A 26,959-nucleotide genomic window follows, 5' to 3' on the forward strand; every position below is an offset into this window, starting at 1 on the left:
AAAATTTTGACACATTTGCATCGAGACGCTACCATTACACCATGCATCGATATTTACCCATCCACACCATCCTTGGCGAGCTGAAATCGGCCCTTCGTGTTCATCCCTCACTCATCTTGCAAGCCGATCCCGGGGCGGGGAAGACCACCGTCGTGCCGCTGGCGCTACTTGACGAACCGTGGTTGAAAGGCCAAAAGATCGTCATGCTCGAACCCCGCAGGCTGGCGGCGAGGGCGGCGGCGCTTCGCATGGCCGAGACGCTGGGTGAAAGGGTGGGCGAGACGGTAGGCTACCGGATGAAAGGCGAGACGAAGGTGACATCCAAAACCCGCATCGAGGTGGTGACCGAAGGGGTACTCACGCGGATGCTGCAAAGCGACCCGGAGCTACATGGCATGGGGCTGGTGATCTTCGACGAGTTTCACGAGCGCTCTTTGCAGGGCGATCTGGGGCTGGCGCTGACGCTTCAGGCGCAGGAGATATTTCGGGAGGATCTGAAGATTCTTGTGATGTCGGCGACGCTGGAAGGGGTCGATCTGGCGCGGGTGATGCCAGAGGCTCCCACCGTGCGGAGCGAGGGGCGGAGCTTTCCGGTCGAGGTGCGTTACCTGGAACCGACACAAACACCACCCACACCCAAAACCCTGCCGGATGCCGTGGTGAAAGCGGTGCTCGATGCGCTAAGGGATGAAGAGGGGAGTCTGCTGGCCTTTTTGCCGGGTGCCAGGGAGATCCGGCGGGTCGAAGAGGCGCTCAAAAGCAAAATTTCCGATCCCGGCATCCTCATCGCGCCGCTGTATGGTGCGATGGATCAAAAGGCGCAACGTCTGGCCATCGAGCCGGCACCCGAAGGCCACCGCAAAGTGGTGCTGGCCACCAATATCGCCGAAACGAGCCTCACGATCGAGGGGGTGCGCGTCGTCGTCGACGGAGGGTTCGCGCGGCGGGTGCGTTTTGATGAGCGAAGCGGCATGGACCATTACGAGACGTTGCCTGTGAGCCGAAACGCCGCCACCCAGCGCGCGGGCAGGGCGGGGCGGACGGCGCCGGGGGTCTGCTACCGTCTGTGGCACGAAAACAGAGCGCTGGTGCCCTCCTATCCGCCCGACATCCTCACCTCCGACCTGTCACCGATGCTGCTGGATCTGGCGGCGTGGGGCGCGGCGCCGGAAGATCTGGCATGGATCGACACTCCGCCCGAATATGCTGTAAAAAACGCCAAAAGCACGTTGATATCACTTAATATGATGAAGGAATCGGGTGTTTTGACGGAGCTCGGCAAGGCCGCTTTGAAACTGGGGCTCCATCCGCGGCTGGCGCATATGTTGCTTGTTGGCAAAGAGAAAGGGGCAGGGTACGAAGCGGCGCTGCTGGCGGCATCGCTGAGTGAAGGGACCCTGCGGGGCGGCCTGATAGAATCCGTCGAAGCGCTGCATCGCCGAAACGTACCCGACAGGCTCGCCAAAAACCTGCAGAACCTTTTGAACAAGATGGGTATCGCCGCCAAAAAACGGATCGACCCGAACGTGATAGGCCCGCTGGCGGGGTTGGCCTATCCGGAGCGCATCGCCAGGCGCCGTGGGCAGGGGCCCGGCTACCAGACAGTGGGCGGCAGAGGGCTCAAAGCCCGTCTGGACGATGCGCTTGCGGCCCACGAGTGGCTGGCTGCGGCTTACGTGGGCGGAGAAGGGAGCGAAGCGACGATTTTCGCCGCGGCACCGCTTGAAAAGTCGCAGATCGAGGCGTGGTTCGGCGATCGGATCGAAACCGTCGAAAAGGTGGCGTGGAACGAGAACACCGGACGGGTCGAAGCCCGCCGGCTGCGAAAGCTTGGAAACATCACCCTCTCGTCCGAACCGCTGCCGAACCCGGACGGCGGCCTCATCGCCAAAGCGCTGCTCGAGACGGTGCGAAAGAGGGGGCTGGTGATCCTGCCTTGGAGCGAAAAAGCCCGGAGACTTCGAAACCGGGCGCTGTGCGTGAATTTCACGATGCCCGGCACACTGCCCGACCCCGATGACGAAACACTGATGAGCACGCTGGAAAAGTGGCTGCTGCCGTGGCTGGAGGGCGCACAAAGCCTCAAAGAGCTGCAAAAACTCGATCTTTACGGGATATTGGCCGTGTACCTGGGATACGAAGGTGTGCAGAAACTCGACCGCCTTGCCCCCGAGCGCCTGGAAGTGCCCAGCGGCTCGAAGATCGCCGTCGACTACGGCGATCCCTCCGCTCCCGTGTTGGCGGCACGCCTGCAGGAGCTTTTCGGATGGATGGATACCCCCAGGATCTGCGAAGGGAGGGTATGGCTGACGGTGCACCTGCTCTCACCAGCCCGGCGCCCTCTGGCAGTCACGACCGATCTGAAAAGCTTTTGGACAAACGTATATCCCGAGGTGAAAAAAGAGATGCACGGACGCTACCCCAAACACTACTGGCCCGAAAACCCTTTCGAAGCGGTCGCCACCAACAGAACGAAAAAACATATAAAACGCTGAGGGAAGAGGCATCTTCCCGAGTTCCTACAAAGAAACGCACTTTCTACCATCGCTCTCCCTACTTGCTTTCTGAGGAAAATAATTTTCCTTTAAGAGTATTTCGCCATAATTGTCTATGGAAAATAATTTTCCAATAAAAAAATGATAGCCAAAAAGAGACAGGTGGCGATGCGAAGGATGGTTTTGTACGCAACGCTTCATTTCTATATTTCTATCCTCTTCCGGAATTTCGGAAGAAGAGACGAGTATACATATCAAAGGAACGACGATGAAAAAAAGAGACGACAGCTGCCCGGTATCGGAGGAGAATTTCCGACAGACGACACAGGGCGGCGATATGCTGAAAAAGTGGTGGCCCGAGCAGCTCAACCTGAAGATCCTTCAGCAAAACCCGCCTTCATTGAATCCTCTCGGCGAGACGTTCGATTATGCCGAAGCATTCTCGAAACTCGATTACGATGCGTTGAAGAGGGATCTGGCGGAGGTTATGACGAACTCTGTGGAGTGGTGGCCCGCCGACTGGGGCCACTACGGGCCGTTTTTCATCCGGATGGCGTGGCACAGTGCGGGGACCTATCGTATCATGGACGGACGGGGTGGCGGCAGTGGCGGAGCCCAGCGCTTCGCACCGCTCAACAGCTGGCCCGACAACGTCAACCTGGACAAGGCCAGGCGTCTGCTCTGGCCCGTCAAGCGAAAATATGGCAACAAGATCTCCTGGGCCGATCTGATGCTGCTTGCGGGCAACGTGGCGATGGAGTCGATGGGCTTCGCAACCTACGGATTCGGCTGCGGCCGGGAGGATGTCTGGGAACCGATGGCAGACGTCTACTGGGGCCCGGAATCCCAGTGGCTCGGTGACGAGCGGCACGGGGACGACCGCAAACTGGCCAACCCCCTGGCGGCGGTGCAGATGGGGCTGATCTACGTCAACCCCGAAGGGCCCGACGGAGAGCCCAACGTCCTGGCGGCGGCGGGGGATATCCGCGAGAGTTTCGCCCGGATGGGAATGAACGACGAAGAGACGGTGGCGCTGATCGCCGGCGGGCATACCTTTGGGAAGAACCACGGCGCGGCGGACCCCTCCAAATACCTTGGCCCCGAACCCGAAGCGGCGCCCATGGAAGAGCAGGGGCTGGGATGGAAAAACCGCTACGGCAGCGGAAAGGGAGCCGACACGATCACCAGCGGCCTGGAGGGCGCCTGGACGCCCACACCCACCCGATGGGACAACAGCTTTTTCGAGCTGCTCTTCAAGTACGACTGGAATCTGGTCAAGAGCCCGGCGGGGGCGTGGCAGTGGGAGGCGGTAAATCCGGATGGGGAGGATCTGGTCGAAGATGCCCATATCCCGGGGAAAAAGCACAAAACGGTGATGCTGACGACAGACCTGGCACTGAGGATGGATCCCGCCTACGGCCCTATCTCCCGGCGTTTCAGGGACGATCCGAAAGCTTTCGCCGACGCGTTTGCCAGAGCCTGGTTCAAGCTGCTGCACCGGGACATGGGACCCAGGAGCCGCTACCTCGGGCCCGAAGTGCCCCGGGAGGATCTGATCTGGCAAGATCCCGTTCCTCCGATCGATCATCCGCTCATCGACGCGGAAGATGTCGCCCTGCTGAAACGCCGGATTCTTCAGAGTGGCATCGCGCCATCCAGACTCGTCTATACCGCTTTCTCCAGCGCCTCGACCTACCGTCACTCCGACAAACGCGGAGGGGCCAACGGGGCGCGTATCGCTCTGGCGCCCCAAAAGGATTGGGAGGCCAACGAGCCCGACGAACTGGAAAAGGTGCTGAAGGCGCTCGAAGATATAAAAAGGGAGTTCGACGACACCCAAAATGATGGCAAAAGGGTCTCTCTGGCCGATCTCGTCGTTCTTGGCGGCACGGCGGCGGTGGAGGCGATGGCGAAGGAGGGCGGATGCGAAATCGAAGTCCGTTTCACACCGGGACGAAGCGATACGACGCAGGAGCTGACCGACGTCGACTCCTTTGGGTATCTTCGGCCTGCCGCCGACGCTTTCCGCAACTATCTCGACCCGGCGTGTGAACTGCCCGAAGAGCAGGCGCTCGTGGACAAGGCCCAACAGTTGCGGTTGAGCGTGCCGGAGATGACGGTACTTCTGGGCGGAATGCGGGCACTCGGCGCGGTCTATGGATCTTCCGGCCTCGGGGTGCTGACGGAGCGCCCCGGTGTGCTGGGCAACGACTTTTTCGTCAACCTGCTCGATATGGAGATCGAGTGGCGGGCCAAAAAAGAGGGCCGTCGAACGATCTTCGAAGGGGTCGATCGCCGAAGCGGCGAAGTGCGTTGGCGTGCCGGACGGGCCGACCTGGTTTTCGGGTCCAACTCACAGCTCAGAGCCCAGGCGGAGTTCTACGCCCAGGAGGACAACCGCGAGCGCTTCGTGCGCGATTTCGCAAGCGTCTGGAGCAAGGTGATGGAGCTTGACCGCTTCGATGGTGCGTATCGGGAAAACTTCGTGAAGTGAGGGAAAACGATGGGAGAGAGATCTACCCCAAATCGACGATTTTCGCTTCGGGAATTTTATGTGTCACGATCCATGTCGCCAGGTCGAACCATGCGACACCGCTGTCGAGAATCACCGCATCGGCGGTGACGACGACACCTTCGCACTCCTTCAGCAGCACATCGACCCGGTCGGCCGCCATGGCTCTCATGGGAACGTTCAGCCTCCACGCCGTTTCGTCGACGAGCTGCGCGATGCGCCCGCTGTTGGAGACGGGACGGTCGAAAAACCAGAGCGCCTCTTTTATGCCGAGCTCTTCGATCGATTCGGCGGCCAGTTCGACCGCTTTTTCCGTCTCTTTGCGAAAGCTGTAACTGCCGTGGACGTTGGCGATGTCGCGGATGCAGCCATCGACGCCGCGGATCAGGATGCCGCCGCCCAGGGCGGTTTCGAGGGTGATGAGGAGATTGAAGCCGTCGATGCAGACGCGTTTTCCCCGCAGTGCGTCGGGTGCGAGGGGCGGGCGGCGTTTTTCATGCCCCCACGCCGCATGGATCAGCGCATGGCGCTCTCGTCGAGTGAGCTGGTAGCGGTTGCCCACCAGCTCCGTCGCCGCTTTCTGACTGTAGCCGCGTTGTAGCAGCCAACTCAGATCGGTCACCGCCTCTTTGAGTCTGGCGAGATTCTCCTTGTCGAAGAAACGGCTGTCCTCCGGCGCCAGCCCCCGTGACTTTCTCATCCCGTCACGCCTCCTGGGGTTTTTTACAGCGTATCGCGACGAATGCCCCTTCGCCGTACCCTTCTTTCAGACCGCCTCGCATATGTGCGAGATCGGGGCCGAAAAGTGTCTGAACCGCTTCGCAATCCGTGAAACCGGCTTGTTGCAGCAGACTCATCACTTCATCGCCACTGAAAAAGTGTGCCGTTTTGTAGAAGCGGCTTTTCTCTTTGTTCTTTTGATAAAGCCGTCCCAGCGGCGTCTCTTTGTCGACGAAACCGACAATGACGAAACCGCCCGGTTTTAGTATCCGCCAAATCTCCTGCAGCGCCTTTTTGGCGTCATCGACGAAACAGATGGTCGTGACCATCAGAACGAAGTCGTAGGAGGCGTCGGGCAGCGGCATCGCTTCCGCCTGGCCCGGGATCACTTCGATGCCGCGGGTTTTGGCGATCTGTGCCATTTTCCGGGAGGGTTCGAGGCCCGTTTTAATACCGAGCGGCGCGGCGAAGCGTCCCGTACCTACACCGATCTCGATCCCTTTTTCAAACGGAGGCAGCAGTGCCTCGATCGCCTTCAGTTCTTCGGCATACACCCCGCTGTGCTCTTCGAACCAGTTGTCATAGTGGTCGGTCAGTTTTTCGAAGGGTTCGATATTCGGCATCACTGCTCCTTTGGTTTTCAGGGGATCTTGGGCGGTACGATCTCTTCACCGAGAAGGGCGTAGCTCTTGCCCACGCGTGCCACAGGTTCGAACTCGATCGTCAGTCTCTCTTTGTCGGTGATGCAGGCATCATCGACAAATTGATGCTTGATCTCGACGATCAGCGGGATCGTTTTGCTTCCTTTTAGCTCGATTTCCTGATAGAGTTCGCAGAAAAAGGCGACGGGCGAGCCCTCGACCATCGGGGGAAAACCGTCGACGAGCCGCTTCACGGGGATATCGAAACGCTCCGCTTCGCTTGCACCGTGTGCCATCTCCTTGGAGCTGAAGTGCATCCATTCGAGATGTTCCGGTTTGACCATGCAGATCGTGCATTTGCCGGTTTTACGGATATTCGCCAATGTATCTTTGGGTGTACCGTCACTTTTGTGGCCGACCGACACGATCATCGTGGGCGGATTGGACGAAAGCCCGGTAAAGTAGCTGAAGGGTGCGACGTTGACGACGCCATCATCTTCCGTCACGACCCAGGCGATGGGGCGGGGGATGATAGTCTGGCTCATCAGTTTGTAGTTCTCGATCGATTCGGTATCGGCATAATCGAAAATCATCTCGGCCTCTCTTTTTTCGACCATTATATTCCAACAGCCATCAAACCCTTCTGATTTATCCATATTTCGTTCACCTTGTATCTATAAAATTCAAATATTAACACTAACTTAACACACGGCTAACGCTGAGCTAACGATCTTTCTTTACAATGCGTTCAATGCCAAAAAGGAGGAAAACGATGAAGAAGAAAAGTTATGTTGGAATAGGGGCGTCTCTTGGAGCTTTGTTGCTGGTGGGATGCGGTGGCGGCTCTTCAGATACGGCATCGGAGCTCACCGGCTATGATCTAACGGTCGAAAGAGGGCCGGTATTGCACGCCTTCGTCATCGATAGCAGAGGAAAACAGGCGGTCGAGATAGGTAACGGCCATTATCTATTTGCCGAAAATCCAGAATATCCCGTTTCGGTGTTTGGAGGTTTTATCGACCTGAACCGTGACGGAACCGTATCGGCTGGTGATATCAACAACTCTTTGATACTGAAAGCTTCCGCAGGGAACGCTGCGACACTTGTCAACACGATCGCTCTCAGGGAGGAAATTCGATCATGGTTGAAAGAGAGTTTCGGTCTGGATGACGAGACAATCGACAGTGCGACACCTTCGACCGATAGAAGTATCGCGGCGATCAGCGACGAACTCTTCGCGTATTGCATAGAACAGCAAATCAGTGATCCTTCTGCCTTGACATTGCAGGAGTTGGAAGCACTGCGCGACCGGATTCAAAGTCGGATAGAGAGCTATCTGGATACGACGGAATCGACTGCGGACCTCGAAATCGAGCTTGTCGAAGGGCTGGATCTTCCCCTGCTTACGGAAGAAGAGAGTGCAAGCGTCGATATTGTAGCCCAAACCGGTTACGGACATACCGATCTGAAGACAATCATCGACCAACTACCGGTCTTCGATCTGAATGACGAGCAGAAGTATGCACTGGCCTACATGTGGAACGAAGAGAAGCTGGCGAAAGATATCTATCTGGCATTGAATGATTTGAACCCACACCAAACCCTCTACAATATCGCGACACGATCTGAAACGGAGCATGAAGCTGCCGTCGAGGCACTTGTGCAGAAATATGACATCAATATCACGAATCTCGAAAATTATGAAATCAACTACTCCGAAGAGGAGTTGAGAGCGCTTGCTGCCGGAGAGTTTGCCATTCCGGAGGTTCAAGAACTCTACAATGCGCTTTATGAAAAAGGAACCAAATCGCTTCAGGATGCGCTTAAAGTGGGATGTATGGTGGAAGTGACCGATGTCGCAGATCTGGACAAATATATCGAGACCGCAGATGGTGCCGAAGATCTTGTTCAAATCTTTACATACCTTCGCAGCGGCAGCTACAACCACTACTGGGCATTCGACAGCGCATTGAAAAGTCTGGGCGTAACGGATGGGTGCTGTTCTTTGGGTGAAACATACTGCAAAACGGAAGTTGAGTTTCCGATGAACAACAACGGTAGAGGCCACTGAAATTTATCACTCTTCATCTCTATCGTACCGTTCATGTTCCGTTCATGTTGAAACGCTAAAGTAAACATAGAAAGGGGGTGCGACATGGGATGGAGAAAAAAAACACTCATTTCTCTTGTGGCACTTGGATTGGCCATACAATTCGTGCCATATGGAAAAGACCATACAAATCCGGCTGTTTTAAGCGAACCCAGGTGGGATTCGCTCAAGACGCGTGAGTTATTTATGCTATCGTGTGGTGACTGCCATTCGCATGAGACAAAATGGCCATGGTACAGCAACATCGCACCGATATCCTGGATCGTGATGCATGATGTGGAAGAGGGACGTGAACACTTTAATGCCTCGATGTGGGGGCATCAAAAGAAAAACGAAGGGGATGAAGCGGCTAAAGAAGTCCGTAAAGGAGAAATGCCGCTTTGGCCCTATCTACTCATGCATCCAGAGGCCCGACTGAACGATAACGAGAAAAAGATATTGATCGAAGGGCTCGTACGGACATTCGGGGAGAAACAAGAGCACGATTAGAACCTATCTCAAAAATACCTATGGCCGAAAACTTTACACAGATGTTCATTAGACGATGCAAGAGCATCGTGGAGGAGCTTAAGTACAGAGAATGGGATCTAGTTCATATTGTGTTCATATTGGATCGATAGAGTTATCTATATCCATTCCAAAAGGAGGAAACGATGAAACGATTATTGGTATTGGCACTGGTTACAGGTGCTCTTTGGGCAACCGACTTTTCGAGTATGAGTACCGAAGAGTTGATGAATATGCGCGGAACCATTCCGGCCGAAGATCGTGCGATGTTCCAGCAGGAGATGCAAAAACGGATGCAAAGCATGACGCCGCAGGAACGGCAAACATACATGAAGAAACAAAAAGCCAGGAAGCAAGCACAGGCGCCCGGATTCACCGCGTTCGATCTCGACCGTGACGGAAGGGTCAGTCGTCAGGAATTCGAAGAGACTCGAACGAAACGGATGACCGAACGTGCCGAAGAGGGAAAAATGATGAAGCATGCGGGCGATGCTCCGGCATTTGGTGACATCGATGCAAATGGGGACGGTTATATCGACCGCAACGAATTTCAGACCCACCAACGCAATCGTATGCAGACAAAAAAACCGGGCTATGGCAATGGCATGGGACGCGGCCGGGGCATGGGAAGAGGTCGCGGCGGTTTTTAACAGTGTTCATGTTGCGTTCACCCCAAAAAGGTAGAATAGCGACATGAAAAAAATAACGATTCTACTTACCGTAGGGCTCGTCGGTCTGCATGCGGAGCTTTTGACGCTTGGCTCATGCATCGACAAAGCCCTGCAAACACATCCCGATGTCCGCGCTTTTATGCTCAAAGTCAAAGAACAACACGAAGGTGTAAAAGTGCAAAAAGGGGCATGGCGGCCACAGGTTTCGGCTTACGCCGAATATGATCCGCAACGCACCTATGTCATGCCCCAGAACGGGCAGTTCCATACGATCGATGATGACGGATGGACCGCCGGTATCTCCGTAACGCAGAAGATTTACGATTTCTCCAAAACCTCCCACACCATCGAATCTTCGAAAATAAAACATGAGATTTCTACGCTTTCATTCGAAGAGGCCAAGGCGCTGATGCGTTACCGTATCCGTATCGCCTACGCACAGCTATTGGTGCAAAAAGCGGCACTGACGGCTCGTGAAAAAGACCTCGATGCGAAAAGAGCACTCTATGAACAGGCCAAAGCGCTCGTCGAACAAGGCTTGAAAACCCGGGCTGACGAGAGCCGTTTCCTCTCCGCCGTCCGTCAGGCCGAAGATGCATTGGCAGTGGCGCGTGCGGCTTACAAGAAGGCGAAAATCTCACTCGAACAGTACATCGGCGAACCGATAGCGGAGAATACGACGTTTGAAGAGGGGATTTTGAGCGAAAAAACGGTTCCGGCCATCGTGACGGACGAGGAGACAGTGCTCGAGAACAACCTGCAGCTACAGATCGCGAAAAAGAGCGAAGATGCTTCCCGTGAACTCTACAAGTCAAAACTGGCCGAGCACTACGGATCGCTCGATGTCGTCGCGGAGGCGAGTCACTTCGATACACTCTCGCGCTACGACACCACACTGTTTGGCATCCGCTATGCCGTACCGATTTACAGCGGCGGAAGACTGAGTGCCCAGGCACAGCAGACCAAAATTTCCAAAATGATCGCCGCCGAAGAGAAGGAGTCGAAGCGGCGTGCCATCCTCGAAGAGATCAAAGCGCTTCTGGCCGATCTCGAAGAGGCCGAGAAGCGCATCGAGGCCAGACGCTCCCAGACGGTTTCGGCCGAAGAAACCAAAGTCTTGATTGAAGCGCGCTACGAAGAAGGGCTTTCGACCTATATGGAGGTACTCGACGCCGAAGCGGTCTGGCTCGACGCCAAGCTGGGGCTGCTCGATGCCTTCTACACACGTCTCAACCGACTTTATCGACTGGAGTATCTCAATGCGAAATAATTTTATGAAATGGGCCGTTATCTTTGCAGTTCTTATCGGCGGTGCCGTGATTTTTTACAACAAAGTTTATCTCCCGAAAGCGACCTATGCCTATGTAACGGCGAAAAAGGGCGATCTGAAACTGACGGTCTTCGGCATCGGTACCGTCAGCGCAAAAAACATCTACCCTGTCGGTTCCAACAGCGGCGGTAAGCTGCTGAAAGTATTCAAAGACCAGGGTGAGTGGGTTGAAAAAGGGGAAATCATCGCCACGCTTGATCCGGTCGATCTACCCGACCAGCTGGCACAGGCGGAAGCACTGCTCAAAAAAGCACGCTACGAAACCCTGGCGGCTCAAAAGGAACTTGAAGGGCTCTACGCGCAGCATGAGCTTGCGGCATTGACATTCAAACGCTACGACACGCTTTACCGAAAAGGATATGCGGCGCAGGCGGAGTACGACAAAGCACGCACAGACCTGATATCGGTCGAAGCCCAGATAGAAGCTTCCAAAGCCCGTATCGCATCGAGCAAAGCGGAGTGTGAGCGTGCACAAAAGAGTATCGATGCACTGAAACAGAAGATCGACCGCCTTGCAATCGTTTCGCCGGTCGACGGTTACATCATCAGCAAAGATGCTGAAGCGGCTCAGACTATCGCCGCGCAACAACCGGTCGTGACGATCGTCGACACCAAAAATCTCTGGGTAAAAGCCAATGTCGACGAACGTATCAGCGGCGTGATCAAAAAGGGACAAAGGGCCGATATCGTACTGCGGTCTCAGGATGGTACCCCACTGGCAGGACGCGTGGAACGCATCGAGGCCAAAAGCGACCCTGTCACCGAAGAGCGCATCGTCGACGTGGCGTTCGACAAAGTGCCGTTCCCGTTCCATATCAACGAACAGGCGGAGGTCTCTATCGAAACCGGCCGTCTGCATAATGTGGTACTCGTTCCTCTGCATCTCATCCAACGTGGCGGTGTCTGGGTCTACAATGACGGTGAAGCTCACTTCAAAAAGGTTGAAATCCTCGGTAAAAACGACAAAGAAGCGGCCGTCGATGGGCTCACTACAAATGAGAAGATCCTCGTTCCGGACAGTCATAAAAAACCGCTTTTTGACGGGGTAGACATACACATATGATCAATCTTGCCTATAAAGATATCACCCATTCGTTTGTCAAATTCATCGTCACGGCGATGGGTGTCGGAATGCTGCTTGGCATCGTGCTTATTATGATGGGGGTCTACCGTGGTATGGTAACCGATGCCCAGGTGATGCTGGATGATATCGGTGCCGATTTGTGGATCGTACAGGAAGATACGCTTGGACCCTTTGCAGAGAGCTCCCGTATCCATGAAGATCTTAAAAACACGCTGCGCGTAAATCCCGACATCGACAAAAGTGCGGCACTCGCCTTTTTGAATCTTCAAGTCAAAACCCCCGAAGGTGTGATGAGACGGGTCTACAGCGTCGGTTACGATCCGCACGGCGATATTTCTGCTATCAACCCCAAACGGCTCGTCGACGGCAGGGCGCTCGAGAAGAGCCACTACGAAATCGTCGTCTCCAAAAAGCTCGGCTTTTCATTGAATGACAAGATCAAACTGGGTCGGAACATCTACACGGTGGTCGGCATCACCGAAGGAGCCGTCTCTTCCGGCGGCGACCCCGTCATCTACGTCAGTCTGAAGGATGCGCAGGAGCTGCAGTTTCTCTACTCCAACGCACGCATCCGAAACGACCGGGCGAGGGGTATGAAGGTCGATGCCGACAACCACCTCGTCAATGCCGTCGTCGCGACGCTAAAAGGCGGAAGCGATCCTGACGATGTGGCAAAAACGATCCGCCGATGGAAACATCTGAGCGTCTATACGGCCGAGCAGCAGCGCAATATTCTGACCAAAAACGTCATCGAGACAGCAAGCAAACAGATCGGCATGTTTACCGTCATTCTCGTCGGCGTCTCGAGCATCATCATCGCCCTGATCATCTATACGATGACGCTGGAGAAGATCAAGGAAATCTCCATTATGAAACTGGTCGGACTGCCCAATTTCATGATTACGAAGATGATTATGCAAGAGACTCTAACGCTGGGTGTGCTCGCCTTTATCTTCGGCAACCTCTTCGCGCATGCCATCTGGGACAAATTCCCAAAGCGGGTCGTGCTGCAGATTCCGGATGCGTGGGCACTCTTCGGCATCATTATCGTCGCTTCGATTCTGGCGAGCCTCTTTGGGGTCTACAAAGCGATCAAAGCCGATCCACGCGCGGCGATAGGAGGGTAGTCGAGTGAATAGTGAAAAATTAAAAGTTAAAAATTATTGGATGTTCAGATGAGTGACGTAGGTATCAAAGTCGAAAACCTGACCAAAAATTTCGGATCGGGCGACAGCGAAGTCAGGGTGCTTGAAAATGCGTCGCTCGAAGTGAAGAAAGGGGAATTCGCTGCACTGGTCGCTCCCAGTGGTGCAGGCAAAACGACACTGCTGATGATGCTCGGCTGCGTCACGAAACCAACATCGGGAAAGATCTGGCTGGGTGATGAACTGGTCTGGGACGAGAACCACTGGAGTATTCCCGATACCAGGCGCATCCGTCGTGAAAAGATCGGCTTTATCTTTCAGGCCCACTACCTTATCCCTTTTTTGAATGTCATCGAGAATGTCAAGCTGATTCCGCTTACCAACGGCTGGCCCGCCGAAAAGGCGGAGAAGAAGGCGATGGAACTGCTGGATTATTTCGATGTGGCGGACAAACGTGACGCCATGCCGTCGCAGCTCTCCGGCGGCCAGAATCAGCGGGTGGCGATCGCCCGGGCACTTTCGAACGAACCGGAGATCATCCTCGCCGACGAACCGACGGCGGCTCTGGATATGCAGCGCGCCGTCAGTGTCGTCAAGATGCTGCGCGAAATCGCCCTCGAGCGGAATGTCGCCATCATCATGGTCACCCACGACGAACGGCTGCTTCCTTATTGCGATAAAATACTTTCGATAGAGAACCGGAAAGTGGTCACGACAACCCAGGATGCCAAGAAGATTATATGAAACCGAAAATATTCCTGCTTGAAGACGATATCGAATTGAACGACACGGTCGCACAATTTCTTCGCCATAACGATTTCGAAATCGTGCAAAGTTTCGATGCAGAAGATGCGAAAGTAAAAATCTTCGAAACACACTTCGATCTCTGGCTAATGGATGTGAAAGTACCGTTTCAAAGCGGTATCGGCCTCCTGAGCGAACTGCGCCGTAGCGGGAACGATACACCTGCCATTATCATCACATCGCTTCATGGTGTCGATGACGCCACACGCGGTTTCGATGCCGGATGCGACGACTATATCCGAAAACCGTTCGCGCTGAAAGAGCTGCTCGCACGTATCGAAGCGGTGATCAAACGCCGCTACAAAAGCAGCGACAATTTGATCAAGATCGATGAAAACCGTATATTCGACGCTTTGAATTTCAGACTTACAGTCGATGGAGAGAAGGTGGCTCTTAAACCGAAAGAGGCCAAACTTCTGGCTCTTTTTCTCCAAAACCCTAACAAAACAGTGACGAAAGAGGAGATTTTCGATCACCTTTGGGATTACGGTGAAACACCCAACGAAGGAAGTTTGCGTACTTTCGTCAAAGTCTTGCGTAAACATCTTGGAAAAGATCGTATCGAGACTGTCAAAGAGGTGGGTTATCGATTCAATGACCGAAATATGGGGGAGTTTCTTTGAGATACCCAATGTTTGAAAGTGAAAAAAAGAGTCTTTCCCGGTTTCTCGTCATTTATATCGTCTCCACGCTGCTTCTCATCGCCGTCGGATCGGTCATCTTTTATCGGTACTCTTTTCACCGTATCATCGACCATCAAAATGAAACCCTTAAAATCAAAACTGCGCTCATCCGATCAAAACTGCATGATCTGCACACTTCCACGGAAACGAAACTGCTCTATCCTGTCATCGAGGGGATCCATACCGCACTCTACGACGTCGATCGCAACTATCTGATCGGAGATTTCAAACCGGAAAAAATCGAATGGCATAACGATTTTTGGCAGACGGGTGACAAGCTCTACCACCGTTTCGAGATGCATCCTTACTATCTCGGTACGGCGACAGTCGTATCGGCGGCGCCGATCGATGAAGCACCGATTCATGCACTACAGACCAAAATGGCGATCGCTTTCGTTCTCGCTACGCTTTTTGTAGCACTCATCGCCAGGTGGCTGGGACGCCTCTTTCTGGCACCTGTCCATCAGTCCATGCAGCTGCTCGATCGTTTCATCAAAGATACCACCCACGAACTCAACACCCCCATCAGCACCATTTTGACCAATATCGAACTCTTCAAAAGTCTCCATCCCCAGCTGCAGAAAAGTGAAGAACTTCGGCGGATCGAGATCGCTTCGGGACGTCTGAGTCGAATCTACGACGATCTGGCCTATCTGCAACTCAACCACCAACGCCACCGGCGTATCGAACCGATCGACTTCTCCGCTCTTTTAAAAGAGCGTCTTGCCTACTTCGCACCGATGATGGAACGAAGAGGGCTGCAACTCGAAAGCGAGCTTGTGGATCATCTCGTTCGGCAAATGGATAGGGAGGATGCCGCAAAACTCATCGACAACCTTCTCTCCAATGCCGTCAAATATACACAGCCGGGCGGTAGTATTCGTGTAAAACTCGACATAAAAGAGCTGTCGATCGAAGATAGCGGTATCGGAATGGACGAGAAGGTCAAATCACGGGTAACCGACCGTTTTTTCAGAGCCGATCGGAGTGAGGGAGGGTTCGGTCTGGGACTCAATATCGTCAAAGAGATCGTCGATTTCTACGGGTTGCGACTCGACATCGAAAGTAAAAAAGGGGTGGGTACGAAAGTGAGGGTTTCATGGGAAAAGTAGTTCTGATTTTTCTGTTGGGGTTTCAATGTATCGCAGCCGAAGGCGATGCCATGAAAACGTGCGCCGGCTGCCACGAAACGACTGCACCACCTTTTTCACTCGTTTACCGCCGATACCTGATGCTCTACAGCTCCAAAGCACACATCGAAAAGCGGATGGTCGACTTTTTAACGGCACCCTCGAAGAAGAAAAGCTCGATGCCGGAGGGGATGAAAAACCGTTTCAATCCCCAAAAACATCCCTCCTACGATCCCACCGAGGCCAAAGAGGCTGTCGGCATGCTCGTTCGACAGGAAGATATCATCCCAAAGATCGTCGTTCCTAAGTCAGCAGATTGAAGGCCATTCTGGCCGCCAGAATGTAGAGAATGACGGCGATCACTCTTTTGATCTGCTGCTGCGAAAGTTTGAAGTACATCATGTAGTTGCCGATGTATCCGCCTGTCACGGCACCCAGTGCGCAAATCCCAAGCAGTGCCCAATCCATCTGAACGAAACTGGCATAACTCAGAAACGATGTGAAGGCGGAGAAGGGAACGACGAAACTGACGGTCACCGCCACCTTTTTGGGCTCGAACCCCAACAGGATCAGTACCGGCAACAGCATGTTTCCTCCGCCGACGCCCAAAAGACCTGCGATCAATCCGACAACCATTCCGAGAAATGCCATAATCCAAGGACTCTGGACATGTGCTTTTGCCTCTTTTTTGAAAAACATCATCATGGTTGCGCTGAAAAGCAGAAACATCACGAAGAGCCATTTGACCACTGTTTCGTTCGTGAAGCGTGACAACTGTGCGCCGATGGGTGCGAAAACAAGTAGCGTGGCAGCCAGTGGAAGTGCAAAGCGGATATCGAGAACTTTGCGCCTGAAGTTCATGACCGTTGAAGTGAAAGTCGTGGTAAAACCGACGAAAAGGCCCACCGCTTTGGCAAGGTTGAAAGGGATACCGAGCATATGCAGTACAGGAATCAGCGCAATGCCGGAACCCGCACCGCCCATCGCGAAGAGTGTCGAAAGAAATGCCGTTATGAAAAAGTAGAGTGCATAGTCCAAAACCGTTTTCCCATCTACCTCTGCATGCCGCGGTGCCTGAACCCTTTAGGCGGAAAGTTTCTGTAGATATAACGGGCAATCGCTTCAAGCTCTTTTTCCGTCACGTTCCCCTGTTGCGAAGGCATCAGACCGAACCGTTCGATCCCCTGCGCTTCGCAAAGCGCTTTTTCTTTGGAGGGGTGAAGGACGTAGTCGGTGATGAATTTTACAGCTTCATTTTCATCCAGACCGTGATCTTTGATATGGTGCATCACCCCCATAATCGGTGGAGCGACAAGGCTCTTTTTCATCTCCGGGGTCGGACGCCTCGTGATGTGGCACATTGCACATTTCCGCTCAAAAAGCGTTTTGGCGTCCAACGCGCTCTTTTGGGCTCCATTCGAAACCGACGCAAGTGTGACAACCCCCAGAAAAGTCATCTTTAGAAGTCGTTTCATTCTTTTTCTCCCAGTGTCAAGATCCATTCGGTGACGGCTTTGATCTCTTCATCACCCAAATCTTTGAAAGGCGGCATCGAGAGCTTGAAGTTTTTCCATTTGCCCCGGCTGCCGTTTTTGATACTCTCCATGATTTCGCCGCTTCGGTCGCTGCCGTACCGTTCGGCAATGTGTTTGAAAGAGGGGGCGAGTTTCTCTTTGTCGATGCTGTGGCAACTCAGGCAGTTTTTCTGCTCCATCACCCGTTTGTAAGGGGGAAGGGCGGCGAGCCGGGCCTGTTCCTGCATCAATTTCATGAATTTTTCTGGATCGTAGTGATCGTACATATAGGCTGCGATCGCTTCGAGCTCCTCCGGCGTCACTTTCCCTTTTTGTGACGGCATCAGGCCGTAATCTTCCAGGCTCTTCTTGTCGCAGAATGACTTGTCGGCCGATGGATCGAGCGCATAATCGACAACGAAATCGATAAATCTCTGCCGCTTTTCGGAAGGATTTTCGACTTTCATGAAGTCACGAACATGAAACGTCACCGCCATCATCGGAGGCGCTTTTTCATCCGGAAATGTTTGTGGCGGCATGTCGAGATTGTGACAGCTCGCACACTTCTGTTCTAGCAGTGCCTGACCGTCGTAGTGATGTTTCGGTTTGGAATCGCTGCACCCGACGAAGAGCAGTGCCGCACAAATGAGCAGAATAGTTTTGTAGTGCATCGGATCTCTTTTCATCAATATTCTAACGTCAGTTAAACGTGATTATACCACCTCCTCCGGGGATTGAAGGAGGCAATCGATTACGGATTACGCTTTAAGATGGCAAAATCCGGCACGCCGGCCATATCCGTAACCGCGTCCCATGCCGCGTCCACCGACGTTTCGCCCGGAACCGAAACCCTGTCCAGGTTGTACGGCTCGTTCTCTGTTTTCCAAATGTTCGTATTCGAGCGCTGCTGTTTCTCCTCTCACTCCTGCACCGAAACCGCGTCCCGTACCTCTGCTGTCCAGTCGGGCGAATCGTCCTCTGCCGCTTCCTGCGCCTCTGCCAAATCCTCCTTCGCATCCGAAACCGCGTCTTTGTCTAAATCCTCTCATTGTTCTATCTCCTTGATCATAATGATTTTGCCGTGCAAAAGTGCATCGGCAACTTTTTTTCGGGCCTCCGTGATGATACGGGAAAAGGTCGAGCGGGAGATGCCCATTTTCTGCGCCGCATCTTCTTGATAGAGGCCTTCATAATCCCCCAGGCGCAGCGCTTCCATTTCATCGTGTCCGAGTACCACACGTTCGAGAGAGTAACCACGTTTGCCACAGGGTTTGTAGCAGATGGTCTCCGGCTCGAAATCGACGCGTCTCGGTCCGCTCCTTCGTCCCCGTTTTTTCATCATCGTTGACTCCTTTATGAGAATATGCGCATATTCATTTTGAATTATATTGCACATATGTTCAATTGTCAACCCTTGACATCGCTTTGGATAGTGCGCTAATATTCGCCTATGCCATAGGCTTCGAAGGCCTAAATAGACGTTTTATAGAAGAGTTTCTACGCCATCGATTAAATAAATTAAAAGAAACAGGAGTTGCCATGAAAATCGCCGTACCGGTCCATGACGAAGGTTTACAGGTCTATACACGTGTCGGACGCGCACCCTTTTTCGCTATCTTCAACGATAGATCGTTCGAGGGTTTACGTGTCAACCTCCATGCCGCATCTGGCACACATGAAGAGGAGGGCAGTCGCGCCCATCACGGCGGCCACGGTAAAAAAAAGAGGGAACGGACGATGGAGCCCTACTCGAAAGAAGAGGTGGAACATCATCGAAAAGATTTGCACAATCTGCAGGATATCGACGTCATGTTAGTGCGTGCCGTCGGTCCCAACATGAAAGAAGCACTCGAACTAAGCGGCATCAAAGTGGTCAAAACCCGCAAAAAAGATGGGGAAAGGGCCGATGAGTTGGTGAAAAATTTCCTAGATAAAAATATTTGAAAGTAACGCATCATGAATGGAATCGACTTAGGGACCATCTTTCTGGTCGCTTTTTTGGGAAGTATCGGACACTGTATCGGCATGTGCGGTGGTTTTATCATGGCCTACAGCGCTGCCAAAATCGATCGGGAGTGGAGCAAAACGCATCAGAGTATCGCCCATCTTCTCTACAATATCGGACGGGTCGCCTCCTACATGATCATCGGAGCGATTTTCGGACTGCTTGGGAAAGTCTTCTCTTTCTCGATGGCGAGTAAAGGGGTACTTTTCCTTTTTATCGGAATTCTGATGGTTTTGATGGGACTCTCTTTGATGGGCAGACTCAAATTTATCACCTACATCGAAAGCTCCGGGGCCAACAGCAATATTTTCAGAACGATCTTCAAAATGCTGATCCACTCCAGATCACTGCCCAGTTTCTTTTTTCTCGGGATGCTCAACGGGTTCATCCCCTGCGGATTCGTCTATTTTTTCGCCGCCTTCGCCGCGGCAACAGCCTCGCCGATTTGGGGCGCGATCGTCATGCTGGTCTTCGGTCTGGCCACGGTTCCCGTACTTTTTACCCTGGGATTCTTTTCCGGTCTGATGCAGAAAATGCGCTTTCGGGAATTGGCGGTCAAAGCCGCCGGCATCCTTGTGATTCTCTATGGAATCTTTACGGGATACAAGGGCTATATACTCATCGCACATCCCGAAACGATCAAGACAAAAATGATGCATATGAAACAGGAACTGGGAGAAGAGCTCAAAGAGCGTAGAAAAGAAAAAAATCTGATGAAATTTTAACGTATCTTCCACCAGCATTCACGGCAGGGACAAGGAAGCCCCCATCCGCATGCCACTTTTTCTCCGAGTCGGAAATATCAAGGACTTTCACGCCCTCGTAACTGGCGATGTAGGAAATCTTCTCGTCTGGGGTTCTCCCCATCCTAATCGTATGCGATCAATGGAAATCATATCAATATTCTTCCTCTTCATTATCGTTGGTTTATTACAATATAAAGAAACCGTAGAATATGGAATAAATTTTTTAAATTTCTATATATGATTGATATTATTTTCTATATTCCATCGAAGAGATTTATCCCGAAAGGCAAAAGTATCTACACAGTTCCTGACAACTCTCGCTACCCTCGGCCATTTCACAAAAGGCATTCATTGGGTATAATCATACCGCCTACTATCCGTCTCTCAGTGATCTTCAAAGCTCACTGACGATCGAAAAGGTCGAAAGCGACCCGCATCACTACTAAGGAGAGAATTATGGAAGCGATTATCTGGTATGCCGTCTGGCCCGTAGTCATCTATGTTTCATGGAAATTCGTCATGCGCAACATAGACCATTCCACAAAAATGGAGCGCCTCGAAGCGCTCGAAAAGCGATATGGCGCTTAAAACCACACCCTCGGTCGTCGTCCGCATCCTGCTCTGGGCCATTATGCTCATAGGCGGGAGTGCAGGCGGTATCTGGCTCGATCTTCATCACTTCAGGGAGCTCTTTTTCAATCCTCTTTTTCACCTGCTCACCCTGATCGTCGGTCTCGTTTTGATGCGTTTCGCGTTTCGCGCCGCAGCCGCCGGCGGGAAGGAGCTGGCCAGACATGGCAAGTCGGGCAACGACGTGCCGCGCCTCGAAACCGACAGGCTCGTGACAAGCGGCATCTACGCCCACATGCGCCACCCGATGCTTTTCGGCCTCACCCTCGTGCCGCTGGCCCTGGCGTTTCTCATCGGCTCGCCGTCGTACATAATGTTCATCGCACCGCTTGAGATGCTCTTCATCGTCATCATGGTGATGACCTTCGAAGAGAGAGAGTGCCGCATGAAATTCGGCAGCGACTACGAAGCCTACGCCAAGAAGGTGCCTGCCGTCTGCTTCAAGCCCAAGTGTCTAAAAATGCTATTCAGCCGTTGAGAGAAGGGCTTTGAACCACTCCAGCATTTCGAGGCGCTCCCACGGATAGTCGTCATATCCCACCTGTCCTTTCGCCGCGATATCCGCATAGAGAAATGTCGAGGGTGAAGGTGTGTCGAGGCCGAATGTCTCGGTAATCCACTGCGGCGTAAGAGGAAACTTTTCGGCGATTTTCTCCGAAAGAACTTCATCTTTCAATTCCTCTCGGCCGGTACCGAGCGTATCGACCGTCACGCTGAGCGGTTTGGCATGGCCAATGACATAGGCGATCTCGACAATCGCCTTTCTCGCCAGCCCCGCCGCGACGATATGTTTGGCGATCCAGCGTGCGGCGTAGAGGCCCGAGCGGTCCACCTTGGTATAGTCTTTGGAGCTCTGTGAGCCTCCGCCGATCGGGGCGTATCCACCGTAGGTGTCGGCCATCGTTTTGCGTCCGGTGGTTCCGCTGTCGGCCAGAGGGCTGTGGTTGACGTAGCGGCCCGTGCCGTTGATGAAAAATTCGCACGCCTCTTCATCGAAGAGCGGATCCTCTTTCAACGTTTTCACGATCACGGAGCGCACACGCCGACGCACCGTCTCGATATCCAGATGTGCGGCATGGGGGACCGCTGCGACGATCTTGGCGATTTTGACAGGCCTGTTGGCGTCGAAATTCTCTTTCGTTTCATAATCGATCGTCACCTGCGTCTTGATATCGACACCGAAATCGTCGGGATGATTCCGTACATAATCGTAAAGAGCATCGCGCAACCTTCGGCTGTAATAGAGGGCGGCCGGAAGAAAGCTCTCCGTCTCGTCCGTCGCGAAACCGATCATCATCCCCTGATCTCCCGCACCGATCTCTCCACTCGCTTTGTCGACGCCGATACTGATATCGGGCGACTGGCGCGAAACGAGCACCTGAATCTCCGCCGTCTCCGGGTAGAGTGTCTGCGACTCGTCGAAGCCGCTCTCGGGATATCCGATTTCGCTCAGGGCATCAAGCGCGCAGAGACGGTAGAAATCTTCACTGACGGGGGCGTTCGTCTTCACCTCTCCTCCGATGATGATGTGCTTTCCGCTGATAAAGACCTCCGTCGCAACCCGTGCTTCACGATCGAGCTTGAGCAGCCGGTCGACGATCGTATCCGCGATGATATCGGCACATTTGTCCGGATGTCCGGCAGAAACCGATTCGGAAGTGTAAAGATACATGTGGCGCTCCTTCGAAATTTTCTTTTTCAAAGCGTACTCCAATCAAGCTAAAAGTGGTATAATTTTTAACTGATATCGTCACTATACGGCCTCGCAATCCTACGACGTGGGGTTGCGGAGGATAGCGCCGTATATGTGTCTGATCGATTATCAAAAAAGAGGAGTGAAATGTATGACTTATCTGAATTTGGAGTTTTTTAAAAAGAGACTGGTGGAAGAAAAAGAGCGTATTTTGAAAAATATCGGCGAGTTGAGCGACGAGCTCGCGACGATTTCGGCGGAAGACGAAATCGACGATATCGAAGATATGGCGGAACTGAAGATCGAAAACGATCGCGACAAAGAGATTTTGAAGATTTTGATGCAGGAACTCAAAGATGTCAACGACGCGTTGAAAAAGATCGAAGCCGGAAAATACGGAATCGATGAAAAAACAGGTAAACAGATCCCGCTGAACCGCTTGCTGGCAAACCCCGCAGCGAGGACAGCATAATCACCGAAAAAGAGGGTTCATCATGAAAATCACGAGTCCAGTATTCGAACACGGCGGGTTCATTCCCGCCAAATACACATGTGACGGAGCCGATATCTCCGTTCCTCTGACATTCGAGGATGTTCCAGCCGAGGCACGAAGCCTGGCGCTCATCATGGACGATCCCGATGCTCCCATGGGCATCTTCGTCCACTGGGTCATCTACGATATGCCGGCATCCCTACCGGGATTGCCCGAAGGTGTACCGAACGAGCCCAATCTGGCCGAGGGGATCCGTCAGGGTATCAACAGCTTCGGCAACATCGGCTACGGCGGTCCTTGCCCGCCAGACGGAGCCCACCGTTACATGTTCAAACTCTACGCGCTCGACACGCTTTTGAAAGCCGATGCAGGGTTGAGCAAGCACGATCTTTTGGCACGGATGAACGGACATGTCCTCGCCGGAGCCGAATTGATGGGGATCTACGAACGCTGATCGCGGCGCCGCTTCATGGCGATCGCGGCTTTGACCGCTTCGATATAGCTCTGCAGGTTCACAGAACGGCCCTGAAGATAGGCGATATCGAATGCCGTGCCATGGTCGACGGATGTTCTCACGATCGGAAGGTTCAAACTGACATTGATACTCTCGTCGAAGTAGAGCGCTTTGAGGGGTGCCAGCCCCTGATCGTGATACATCGCCACATAGTAAGTGAACGATTCGCGCATCTTCGGACTGAAGGCGATATCCGGGACGAGGGGGCCGTGGAAGAGCGGGAATCGAGAATTCGCCTCGCCGACCGCTTCGGTTATGATCTCTTCTTCATTTCCCAAAACACCGTTGTCTCCGGCGTGGGGATTGAGGCCGAGTACCCCTATTTTTTCGGCGCCTGTTTCCCGTTGAAAATCGAGCAGAAACCTTACGAGTTTCTCTTTTTCGATGCTTTTTGGCACCTCTTTTAGAGGGATATGCTCGGTAAAGAGGGCAACGTAGAGCTTTTCGCAGCCGAGCATCATGATCGCCTCTTTTTTGAAAAAGTCGCGCAGCGCATCGGTATGGCCTTTGTAGTCGATGCCGGCTTTCATCCACGCCTCTTTGTTGATAGGAAGCGTCACAACGGCATCGCATGCGCCATTTTCAACCGCCTCGACCGCTTTTTTGAATGAAGAGAAGCTGTAGGCACCCGCTTCGGCTGTCGTCATGCCCGGTCGAATGGAACACGAGGGGGAGGGGGAGGTATGATCGAACGGTTCAGGAATCTGCAGCTCCAGCTTTTCGGCCGCCTCTTTCAGAAGATCGTATCCGACAAAATAGAGGGGCCGGCATAGATGCCGGATCGTTTCATGCGCACGCAGGGCGATTTCGAGCCCGATACCGTTGGGGTCGCCAACGCTGACGGCGATACGTGGTTTCTCGTTCATCCAAGCAGTGCTTTCATCTCTCGAACCGCCGCTTCGAGTCCCGAAAAGAGGCTTCGCGCAATAATGCTCTGTCCAATGTTGAGCTCTTCGATCGCATCGATTTCGACAATCTCTTTGACGTTTTGGTAGTTGAGGCCGTGGCCCGCAGCCACTTTGAGTCCCAGGGAGCGGGCATGGTCCGCCGCTCCTTTGAGTCCTTCGAGACTCTCCGCGAGTTTGGTCTGCAGTGTATGTCGCGGAAGTTCGAGATCCTCGATGCTGTGGTGTGTATGGAGGAGGTTGGAGTGTAGCATTGCATAGATGTTGGCATAGGTTCCCGTATGCAGTTCGATCCACTCCGCACCCAACGCGTCGGCACGCGTGATCGTCTCAAGATCGGGATCGATAAAGAGTGAAACTTCTATTTCATGGGCATGGAGTTTCTCGATGGCTGCCGAAACACGATCTTCATATGACATAATATCAAGTCCGCCTTCCGTCGTTACCTCTTCACGTCTCTCCGGAACGAGCGTCGCCCGATGAGGCTTCAATCGGCAGATGATATCGATAATCTCTTCATCGGTCGAACACTCGAGATTGACGGGAAGAGCGCTCATCTGAACGATACGTTCCGCATCTTCGTCGTGGATATGCCGACGATCTTCCCGCAGGTGGATCGTAATCTGCTCACCCCCTGCACGCTTGACGATTCCGAGTGCTTCCACCGGATCCGGGTCATTGATTTTCCTTGCTTCCCTCAATACAGCTATATGGTCGATATTGACACCGAGTTTTATCATTCCAGTAACTCCCTGATCGCTTGATTCAATTTTTTAGCCACCGCTTTATAGCCTTCGCCGTTGGGATGGAGATAATCGCTTTTAAGCGTATCTTCCGCCAAAACGTCGGCAAAAAGGTCTTCGACATATGTCACGCCCGTCTGCTGTGCTACCTCTTCGTAGAAACCGGCATCGTCCATCAACAGCGCATTGATGTCGGGCATGCCTATCAGCAGCACTTTCGCACCGCTGCGCTTGATCGATTCGATCATTTTTCTGAGATTTTCCCTGATCGTCGAATACCGTTTCCCACGAAGCATATCGTTGGCGCCTTCCGACAAAATGACGATTGTGGGACGATAACGCTTCAAAACGGAGGGAAGACGTTTCAAACCTTCGGACGTCGTCTCTCCCGGGACACCGGCATTGATCACTTCCACACCCAGCATTTTGGACAACCATGCCGGATAGCTCTTCTCTCTCGAAGCCCCGGATCCGTAGGTCAAACTGTTCCCAAACGCCACGATGACAGGAGGATTTTCTTCATCGAAATAAAGAGGTATCTCCATCATCTCCTCCAACTGTTCACTCTCCACCATCTGCTGATTGTAAAAATGCAAACCCAAAAAGATCGCGATGACGACAGCGAAAAATTCGAGCTTGCTTATGTGCATCGATGAAGGCCTTGGAGATGAGATAGTGTAAGTTTATCGTAAATCATCCTCTTTTGGCATAGAAATCTCGTTTGAAATCAGCGAACTCTCCTTTGAGGATAGCCCTTCTCGCCGCTTTCACCAACTGGAGATAGTAGTGAAGATTATGCAGTGAGGCGAGCCTGAAATAGGTGAGCTCCCTGGCACGGTACAGATGGTTCAGGTAGGCACGGCTGTAACGCTTGCATGTATAGCAGCTGCATTCGGGATCGACCGGCGTATCGTCGAGCTTGAAACGTGCCGATTTGATGTTTATTTTGCCAAAAGATGTAAAGAGCGTACCGTTTCTGGCATTGCGCGTCGGCATGACACAGTCGAACATATCGATACCCCGTTCGATATTCTCTACCAGATCTTCAGGTGTTCCGACCCCCATGAGATAGCGTGGTTTATCTTTCGGCATGAAAGGTGTCGTGAACTCGACCGTGTCGTACATCGCCTGATTCGCTTCACCGACGCTGAGCCCGCCAATGGCGAAACCGTCGAAATCCATCGCGCAGAGCGCTTCTGCGGAGATTTTCCGAAATTCCGGGTCGGTTCCACCCTGAATGATGGCGAAGATGTTCTGATCGGTTCCGATCCCCCGTGACTGTTTGAAGCGATGGTAGGTGATCGACTCGTGCGCCCAACGCGTCGTCCGGTCGATCGAAAGCGCCAGGCGCTCTTTGGTCGCCGGCAGTGCCACCAGATCGTCGAGGATCATCATGATATCGCTGCCGAGATTGTACTGGATGTCGAGGACTTTGGAAGGAGTGAAATAGTGCTTGCTTCCGTCGATGTGGCTGCGAAAGAGAATCCCCTCGTCGTCGGCTTTGCTGATGTCGCTGAGGCTGAAAGCCTGAAAACCGCCGCTGTCGGTCAAAAAGCTTCGGTCATATTTCGTGAAACCATGCAGTTTGCCGAGTTTCGCCACTGTCTCGTCTCCCGGACGAAGATAGAGATGGTAAGTGTTGGCCAGTATGATCTGGGTATCGAGAATATGACACATATCTTCCGTATCGAGCGCTTTGACGACGGCACTCGTACCGACCGGCATGAAGATAGGAGTCTGAATGGTACTGTGAGCCGTTTGGATGGTACAGGCACGTGCCGCACCGTCGACGGCATCGACATTGAATTTCATATTGATTATCCTATTTCGCTATAATTGCCTACTTTATCGCTGACCTCACGTCAGTTTCTCAAAGGTAGTAGT

At 53.0% G+C, this 26,959-nt stretch carries 31 protein-coding genes; 18 read left to right on the plus strand and 13 right to left on the minus strand.

Annotated elements, in window-relative coordinates; translation table 11 throughout:
- Positions 1-41: 41 nt before the first annotated feature.
- Both hrpB and katG read left to right on the plus strand, forming a co-directional pair.
- Positions 42-2,495 carry an ATP-dependent helicase HrpB gene (gene hrpB, locus QUD54_RS01150; protein ID WP_286337128.1) on the plus strand — a complete coding sequence of 818 codons (2,454 nt, stop codon included), beginning with the start codon at positions 42-44 and terminating at the stop codon, positions 2,493-2,495.
- Between the two features lie 268 nt (positions 2,496-2,763).
- Positions 2,764-4,989, plus strand: coding sequence for a catalase/peroxidase HPI (katG, locus tag QUD54_RS01155; RefSeq protein WP_286337129.1), 2,226 nt, complete (start codon positions 2,764-2,766; stop codon positions 4,987-4,989).
- A gap of 22 nt (positions 4,990-5,011) precedes the next feature.
- Here katG and QUD54_RS01160 read toward each other — a convergent pair whose 3' ends face one another.
- Genes QUD54_RS01160 through QUD54_RS01170 form a run of 3 tightly spaced genes read right to left on the minus strand, consistent with a single transcriptional unit; the run spans position 5,012 to position 6,985 of the window.
- Positions 5,012-5,707, minus strand: coding sequence for a DUF434 domain-containing protein (locus QUD54_RS01160; protein ID WP_286337130.1), 696 nt, complete (start codon positions 5,705-5,707; stop codon positions 5,012-5,014).
- 4 nt (positions 5,708-5,711) lie between these two features.
- Positions 5,712-6,350 carry a class I SAM-dependent methyltransferase gene (locus tag QUD54_RS01165; RefSeq protein ID WP_286337131.1) on the minus strand — a complete coding sequence of 213 codons (639 nt, stop codon included), beginning with the start codon at positions 6,348-6,350 and terminating at the stop codon, positions 5,712-5,714.
- Between the two features lie 17 nt (positions 6,351-6,367).
- Positions 6,368-6,985, minus strand: coding sequence for a flavin reductase family protein (locus tag QUD54_RS01170; RefSeq protein ID WP_286337132.1), 618 nt, complete (start codon positions 6,983-6,985; stop codon positions 6,368-6,370).
- Between the two features lie 155 nt (positions 6,986-7,140).
- On the opposite strand from QUD54_RS01170, the gene QUD54_RS01175 reads away from it, so the two are divergent.
- The 10 genes from QUD54_RS01175 to QUD54_RS01220 all read left to right on the plus strand — a co-directional run bounded on the left by QUD54_RS01175 (position 7,141) and on the right by QUD54_RS01220 (position 16,152).
- Positions 7,141-8,439, plus strand: coding sequence for a ferritin-like domain-containing protein (locus QUD54_RS01175; protein ID WP_286337133.1), 1,299 nt, complete (start codon positions 7,141-7,143; stop codon positions 8,437-8,439).
- An 84-nt stretch (positions 8,440-8,523) separates the two neighbouring features.
- Positions 8,524-8,967 carry a heme-binding domain-containing protein gene (locus QUD54_RS01180; RefSeq protein ID WP_286337134.1) on the plus strand — a complete coding sequence of 148 codons (444 nt, stop codon included), beginning with the start codon at positions 8,524-8,526 and terminating at the stop codon, positions 8,965-8,967.
- A 164-nt stretch (positions 8,968-9,131) separates the two neighbouring features.
- A complete protein-coding gene (locus tag QUD54_RS01185; RefSeq protein ID WP_286337135.1) occupies positions 9,132-9,635 on the plus strand; it encodes a DUF1104 domain-containing protein in 504 nt (167 codons plus the stop codon).
- A 43-nt stretch (positions 9,636-9,678) separates the two neighbouring features.
- Positions 9,679-10,926 (plus strand): TolC family protein, encoded by a 1,248-nt coding sequence (locus QUD54_RS01190; RefSeq protein WP_286337136.1) that lies wholly within the window; start codon positions 9,679-9,681, stop codon positions 10,924-10,926.
- Between the two features lie 4 nt (positions 10,927-10,930).
- Positions 10,931-12,049 carry an efflux RND transporter periplasmic adaptor subunit gene (locus QUD54_RS01195; protein WP_286337137.1) on the plus strand — a complete coding sequence of 373 codons (1,119 nt, stop codon included), beginning with the start codon at positions 10,931-10,933 and terminating at the stop codon, positions 12,047-12,049.
- Positions 12,046-13,197, plus strand: a complete 1,152-nt coding sequence (locus QUD54_RS01200; protein ID WP_286337138.1) for an ABC transporter permease — start codon at positions 12,046-12,048, stop codon at positions 13,195-13,197. The genes QUD54_RS01195 and QUD54_RS01200 overlap by 4 nt, the downstream gene beginning before the upstream one ends.
- Positions 13,198-13,245: 48 nt before the next feature.
- Complete coding sequence (locus QUD54_RS01205; RefSeq protein ID WP_286337139.1) at positions 13,246-13,959, plus strand: ABC transporter ATP-binding protein; 714 nt, start codon at positions 13,246-13,248, stop codon at positions 13,957-13,959.
- Entirely contained in the window at positions 13,956-14,642 is a 687-nt protein-coding gene (locus tag QUD54_RS01210) for a response regulator transcription factor (RefSeq protein ID WP_286337140.1), read from the plus strand. The genes QUD54_RS01205 and QUD54_RS01210 overlap by 4 nt, the downstream gene beginning before the upstream one ends.
- Before the next feature lie 8 nt (positions 14,643-14,650).
- Positions 14,651-15,814 (plus strand): sensor histidine kinase, encoded by a 1,164-nt coding sequence (locus QUD54_RS01215; RefSeq protein ID WP_286337141.1) that lies wholly within the window; start codon positions 14,651-14,653, stop codon positions 15,812-15,814.
- Positions 15,802-16,152, plus strand: a complete 351-nt coding sequence (locus QUD54_RS01220) for a hypothetical protein (protein ID WP_286337142.1) — start codon at positions 15,802-15,804, stop codon at positions 16,150-16,152. The genes QUD54_RS01215 and QUD54_RS01220 overlap by 13 nt, the downstream gene beginning before the upstream one ends.
- Here QUD54_RS01220 and QUD54_RS01225 read toward each other — a convergent pair.
- From QUD54_RS01225 to QUD54_RS01245, 5 genes are all read right to left on the minus strand, one after another.
- On the minus strand, positions 16,136-16,870 hold the full coding sequence (locus QUD54_RS01225; protein WP_286337143.1) for a sulfite exporter TauE/SafE family protein: 735 nt from the start codon (positions 16,868-16,870) through the stop codon (positions 16,136-16,138). The genes QUD54_RS01220 and QUD54_RS01225 overlap by 17 nt on opposite strands.
- A 14-nt stretch (positions 16,871-16,884) precedes the next feature.
- On the minus strand, positions 16,885-17,307 hold the full coding sequence (locus QUD54_RS01230; RefSeq protein ID WP_286337144.1) for a c-type cytochrome: 423 nt from the start codon (positions 17,305-17,307) through the stop codon (positions 16,885-16,887).
- Positions 17,304-18,017 carry a c-type cytochrome gene (locus tag QUD54_RS01235; RefSeq protein WP_286337145.1) on the minus strand — a complete coding sequence of 238 codons (714 nt, stop codon included), beginning with the start codon at positions 18,015-18,017 and terminating at the stop codon, positions 17,304-17,306. Before QUD54_RS01235 ends, QUD54_RS01230 begins: the two co-directional genes overlap by 4 nt.
- A gap of 87 nt (positions 18,018-18,104) precedes the next feature.
- Positions 18,105-18,395, minus strand: coding sequence for a hypothetical protein (locus QUD54_RS01240; RefSeq protein WP_286337146.1), 291 nt, complete (start codon positions 18,393-18,395; stop codon positions 18,105-18,107).
- Positions 18,392-18,688, minus strand: a complete 297-nt coding sequence (locus tag QUD54_RS01245; RefSeq protein WP_286337147.1) for a DUF134 domain-containing protein — start codon at positions 18,686-18,688, stop codon at positions 18,392-18,394. Before QUD54_RS01245 ends, QUD54_RS01240 begins: the two co-directional genes overlap by 4 nt.
- Before the next feature lie 197 nt (positions 18,689-18,885).
- Between QUD54_RS01245 and QUD54_RS01250 the strand changes: the two genes are divergently transcribed.
- From QUD54_RS01250 to QUD54_RS01265, 4 genes are all read left to right on the plus strand, one after another.
- Positions 18,886-19,290 carry a NifB/NifX family molybdenum-iron cluster-binding protein gene (locus QUD54_RS01250; protein WP_286337148.1) on the plus strand — a complete coding sequence of 135 codons (405 nt, stop codon included), beginning with the start codon at positions 18,886-18,888 and terminating at the stop codon, positions 19,288-19,290.
- Positions 19,291-19,302: 12 nt separating this feature from the next.
- Positions 19,303-20,076, plus strand: coding sequence for a sulfite exporter TauE/SafE family protein (locus QUD54_RS01255; RefSeq protein WP_286337149.1), 774 nt, complete (start codon positions 19,303-19,305; stop codon positions 20,074-20,076).
- Positions 20,077-20,553: 477 nt separating this feature from the next.
- Positions 20,554-20,685, plus strand: a complete 132-nt coding sequence (locus tag QUD54_RS01260) for a hypothetical protein (protein WP_286337150.1) — start codon at positions 20,554-20,556, stop codon at positions 20,683-20,685.
- Complete coding sequence (locus QUD54_RS01265; RefSeq protein ID WP_286337151.1) at positions 20,675-21,205, plus strand: methyltransferase family protein; 531 nt, start codon at positions 20,675-20,677, stop codon at positions 21,203-21,205. The genes QUD54_RS01260 and QUD54_RS01265 overlap by 11 nt, the downstream gene beginning before the upstream one ends.
- Here QUD54_RS01265 and metK read toward each other — a convergent pair.
- The gene (metK, locus tag QUD54_RS01270; RefSeq protein ID WP_286337152.1) at positions 21,191-22,399 is read right to left on the minus strand and encodes a methionine adenosyltransferase; all 1,209 of its coding nucleotides are present in this window, start codon (positions 22,397-22,399) and stop codon (positions 21,191-21,193) included. The two genes, QUD54_RS01265 and metK, sit on opposite strands and share 15 nt — an antisense overlap.
- Before the next feature lie 172 nt (positions 22,400-22,571).
- Between metK and QUD54_RS01275 the strand changes: the two genes are divergently transcribed.
- Both QUD54_RS01275 and QUD54_RS01280 read left to right on the plus strand, forming a co-directional pair.
- Positions 22,572-22,892: a conjugal transfer protein TraR gene (locus tag QUD54_RS01275; protein WP_286337153.1), complete on the plus strand. Its 321-nt coding sequence runs from the start codon at positions 22,572-22,574 to the stop codon at positions 22,890-22,892.
- Positions 22,893-22,914: 22 nt separating this feature from the next.
- A complete protein-coding gene (locus tag QUD54_RS01280) occupies positions 22,915-23,367 on the plus strand; it encodes a YbhB/YbcL family Raf kinase inhibitor-like protein (protein WP_286337154.1) in 453 nt (150 codons plus the stop codon).
- On the opposite strand, the gene pdxA is transcribed toward QUD54_RS01280, so the two are convergent.
- Genes pdxA through tgt form a run of 4 tightly spaced genes read right to left on the minus strand, consistent with a single transcriptional unit; the run spans position 23,355 to position 26,887 of the window.
- A complete protein-coding gene (gene pdxA, locus QUD54_RS01285) occupies positions 23,355-24,293 on the minus strand; it encodes a 4-hydroxythreonine-4-phosphate dehydrogenase (protein ID WP_286337155.1) in 939 nt (312 codons plus the stop codon). The genes QUD54_RS01280 and pdxA overlap by 13 nt on opposite strands.
- On the minus strand, positions 24,290-25,069 hold the full coding sequence (locus QUD54_RS01290) for a pyridoxine 5'-phosphate synthase (RefSeq protein ID WP_286338053.1): 780 nt from the start codon (positions 25,067-25,069) through the stop codon (positions 24,290-24,292). Before QUD54_RS01290 ends, pdxA begins: the two co-directional genes overlap by 4 nt.
- A complete protein-coding gene (locus QUD54_RS01295; protein ID WP_286337156.1) occupies positions 25,069-25,725 on the minus strand; it encodes an arylesterase in 657 nt (218 codons plus the stop codon). The genes QUD54_RS01290 and QUD54_RS01295 overlap by 1 nt, the downstream gene beginning before the upstream one ends.
- Positions 25,726-25,768: 43 nt before the next feature.
- Entirely contained in the window at positions 25,769-26,887 is a 1,119-nt protein-coding gene (tgt, locus tag QUD54_RS01300; protein ID WP_286337157.1) for a tRNA guanosine(34) transglycosylase Tgt, read from the minus strand.
- Between the last annotated feature and the right edge of the window lie 72 nt (positions 26,888-26,959).

The sequence above is a fragment of the Hydrogenimonas cancrithermarum genome (assembly GCF_030296055.1).
Classification (GTDB): Bacteria; Campylobacterota; Campylobacteria; order Campylobacterales; family Hydrogenimonadaceae; genus Hydrogenimonas; species Hydrogenimonas cancrithermarum.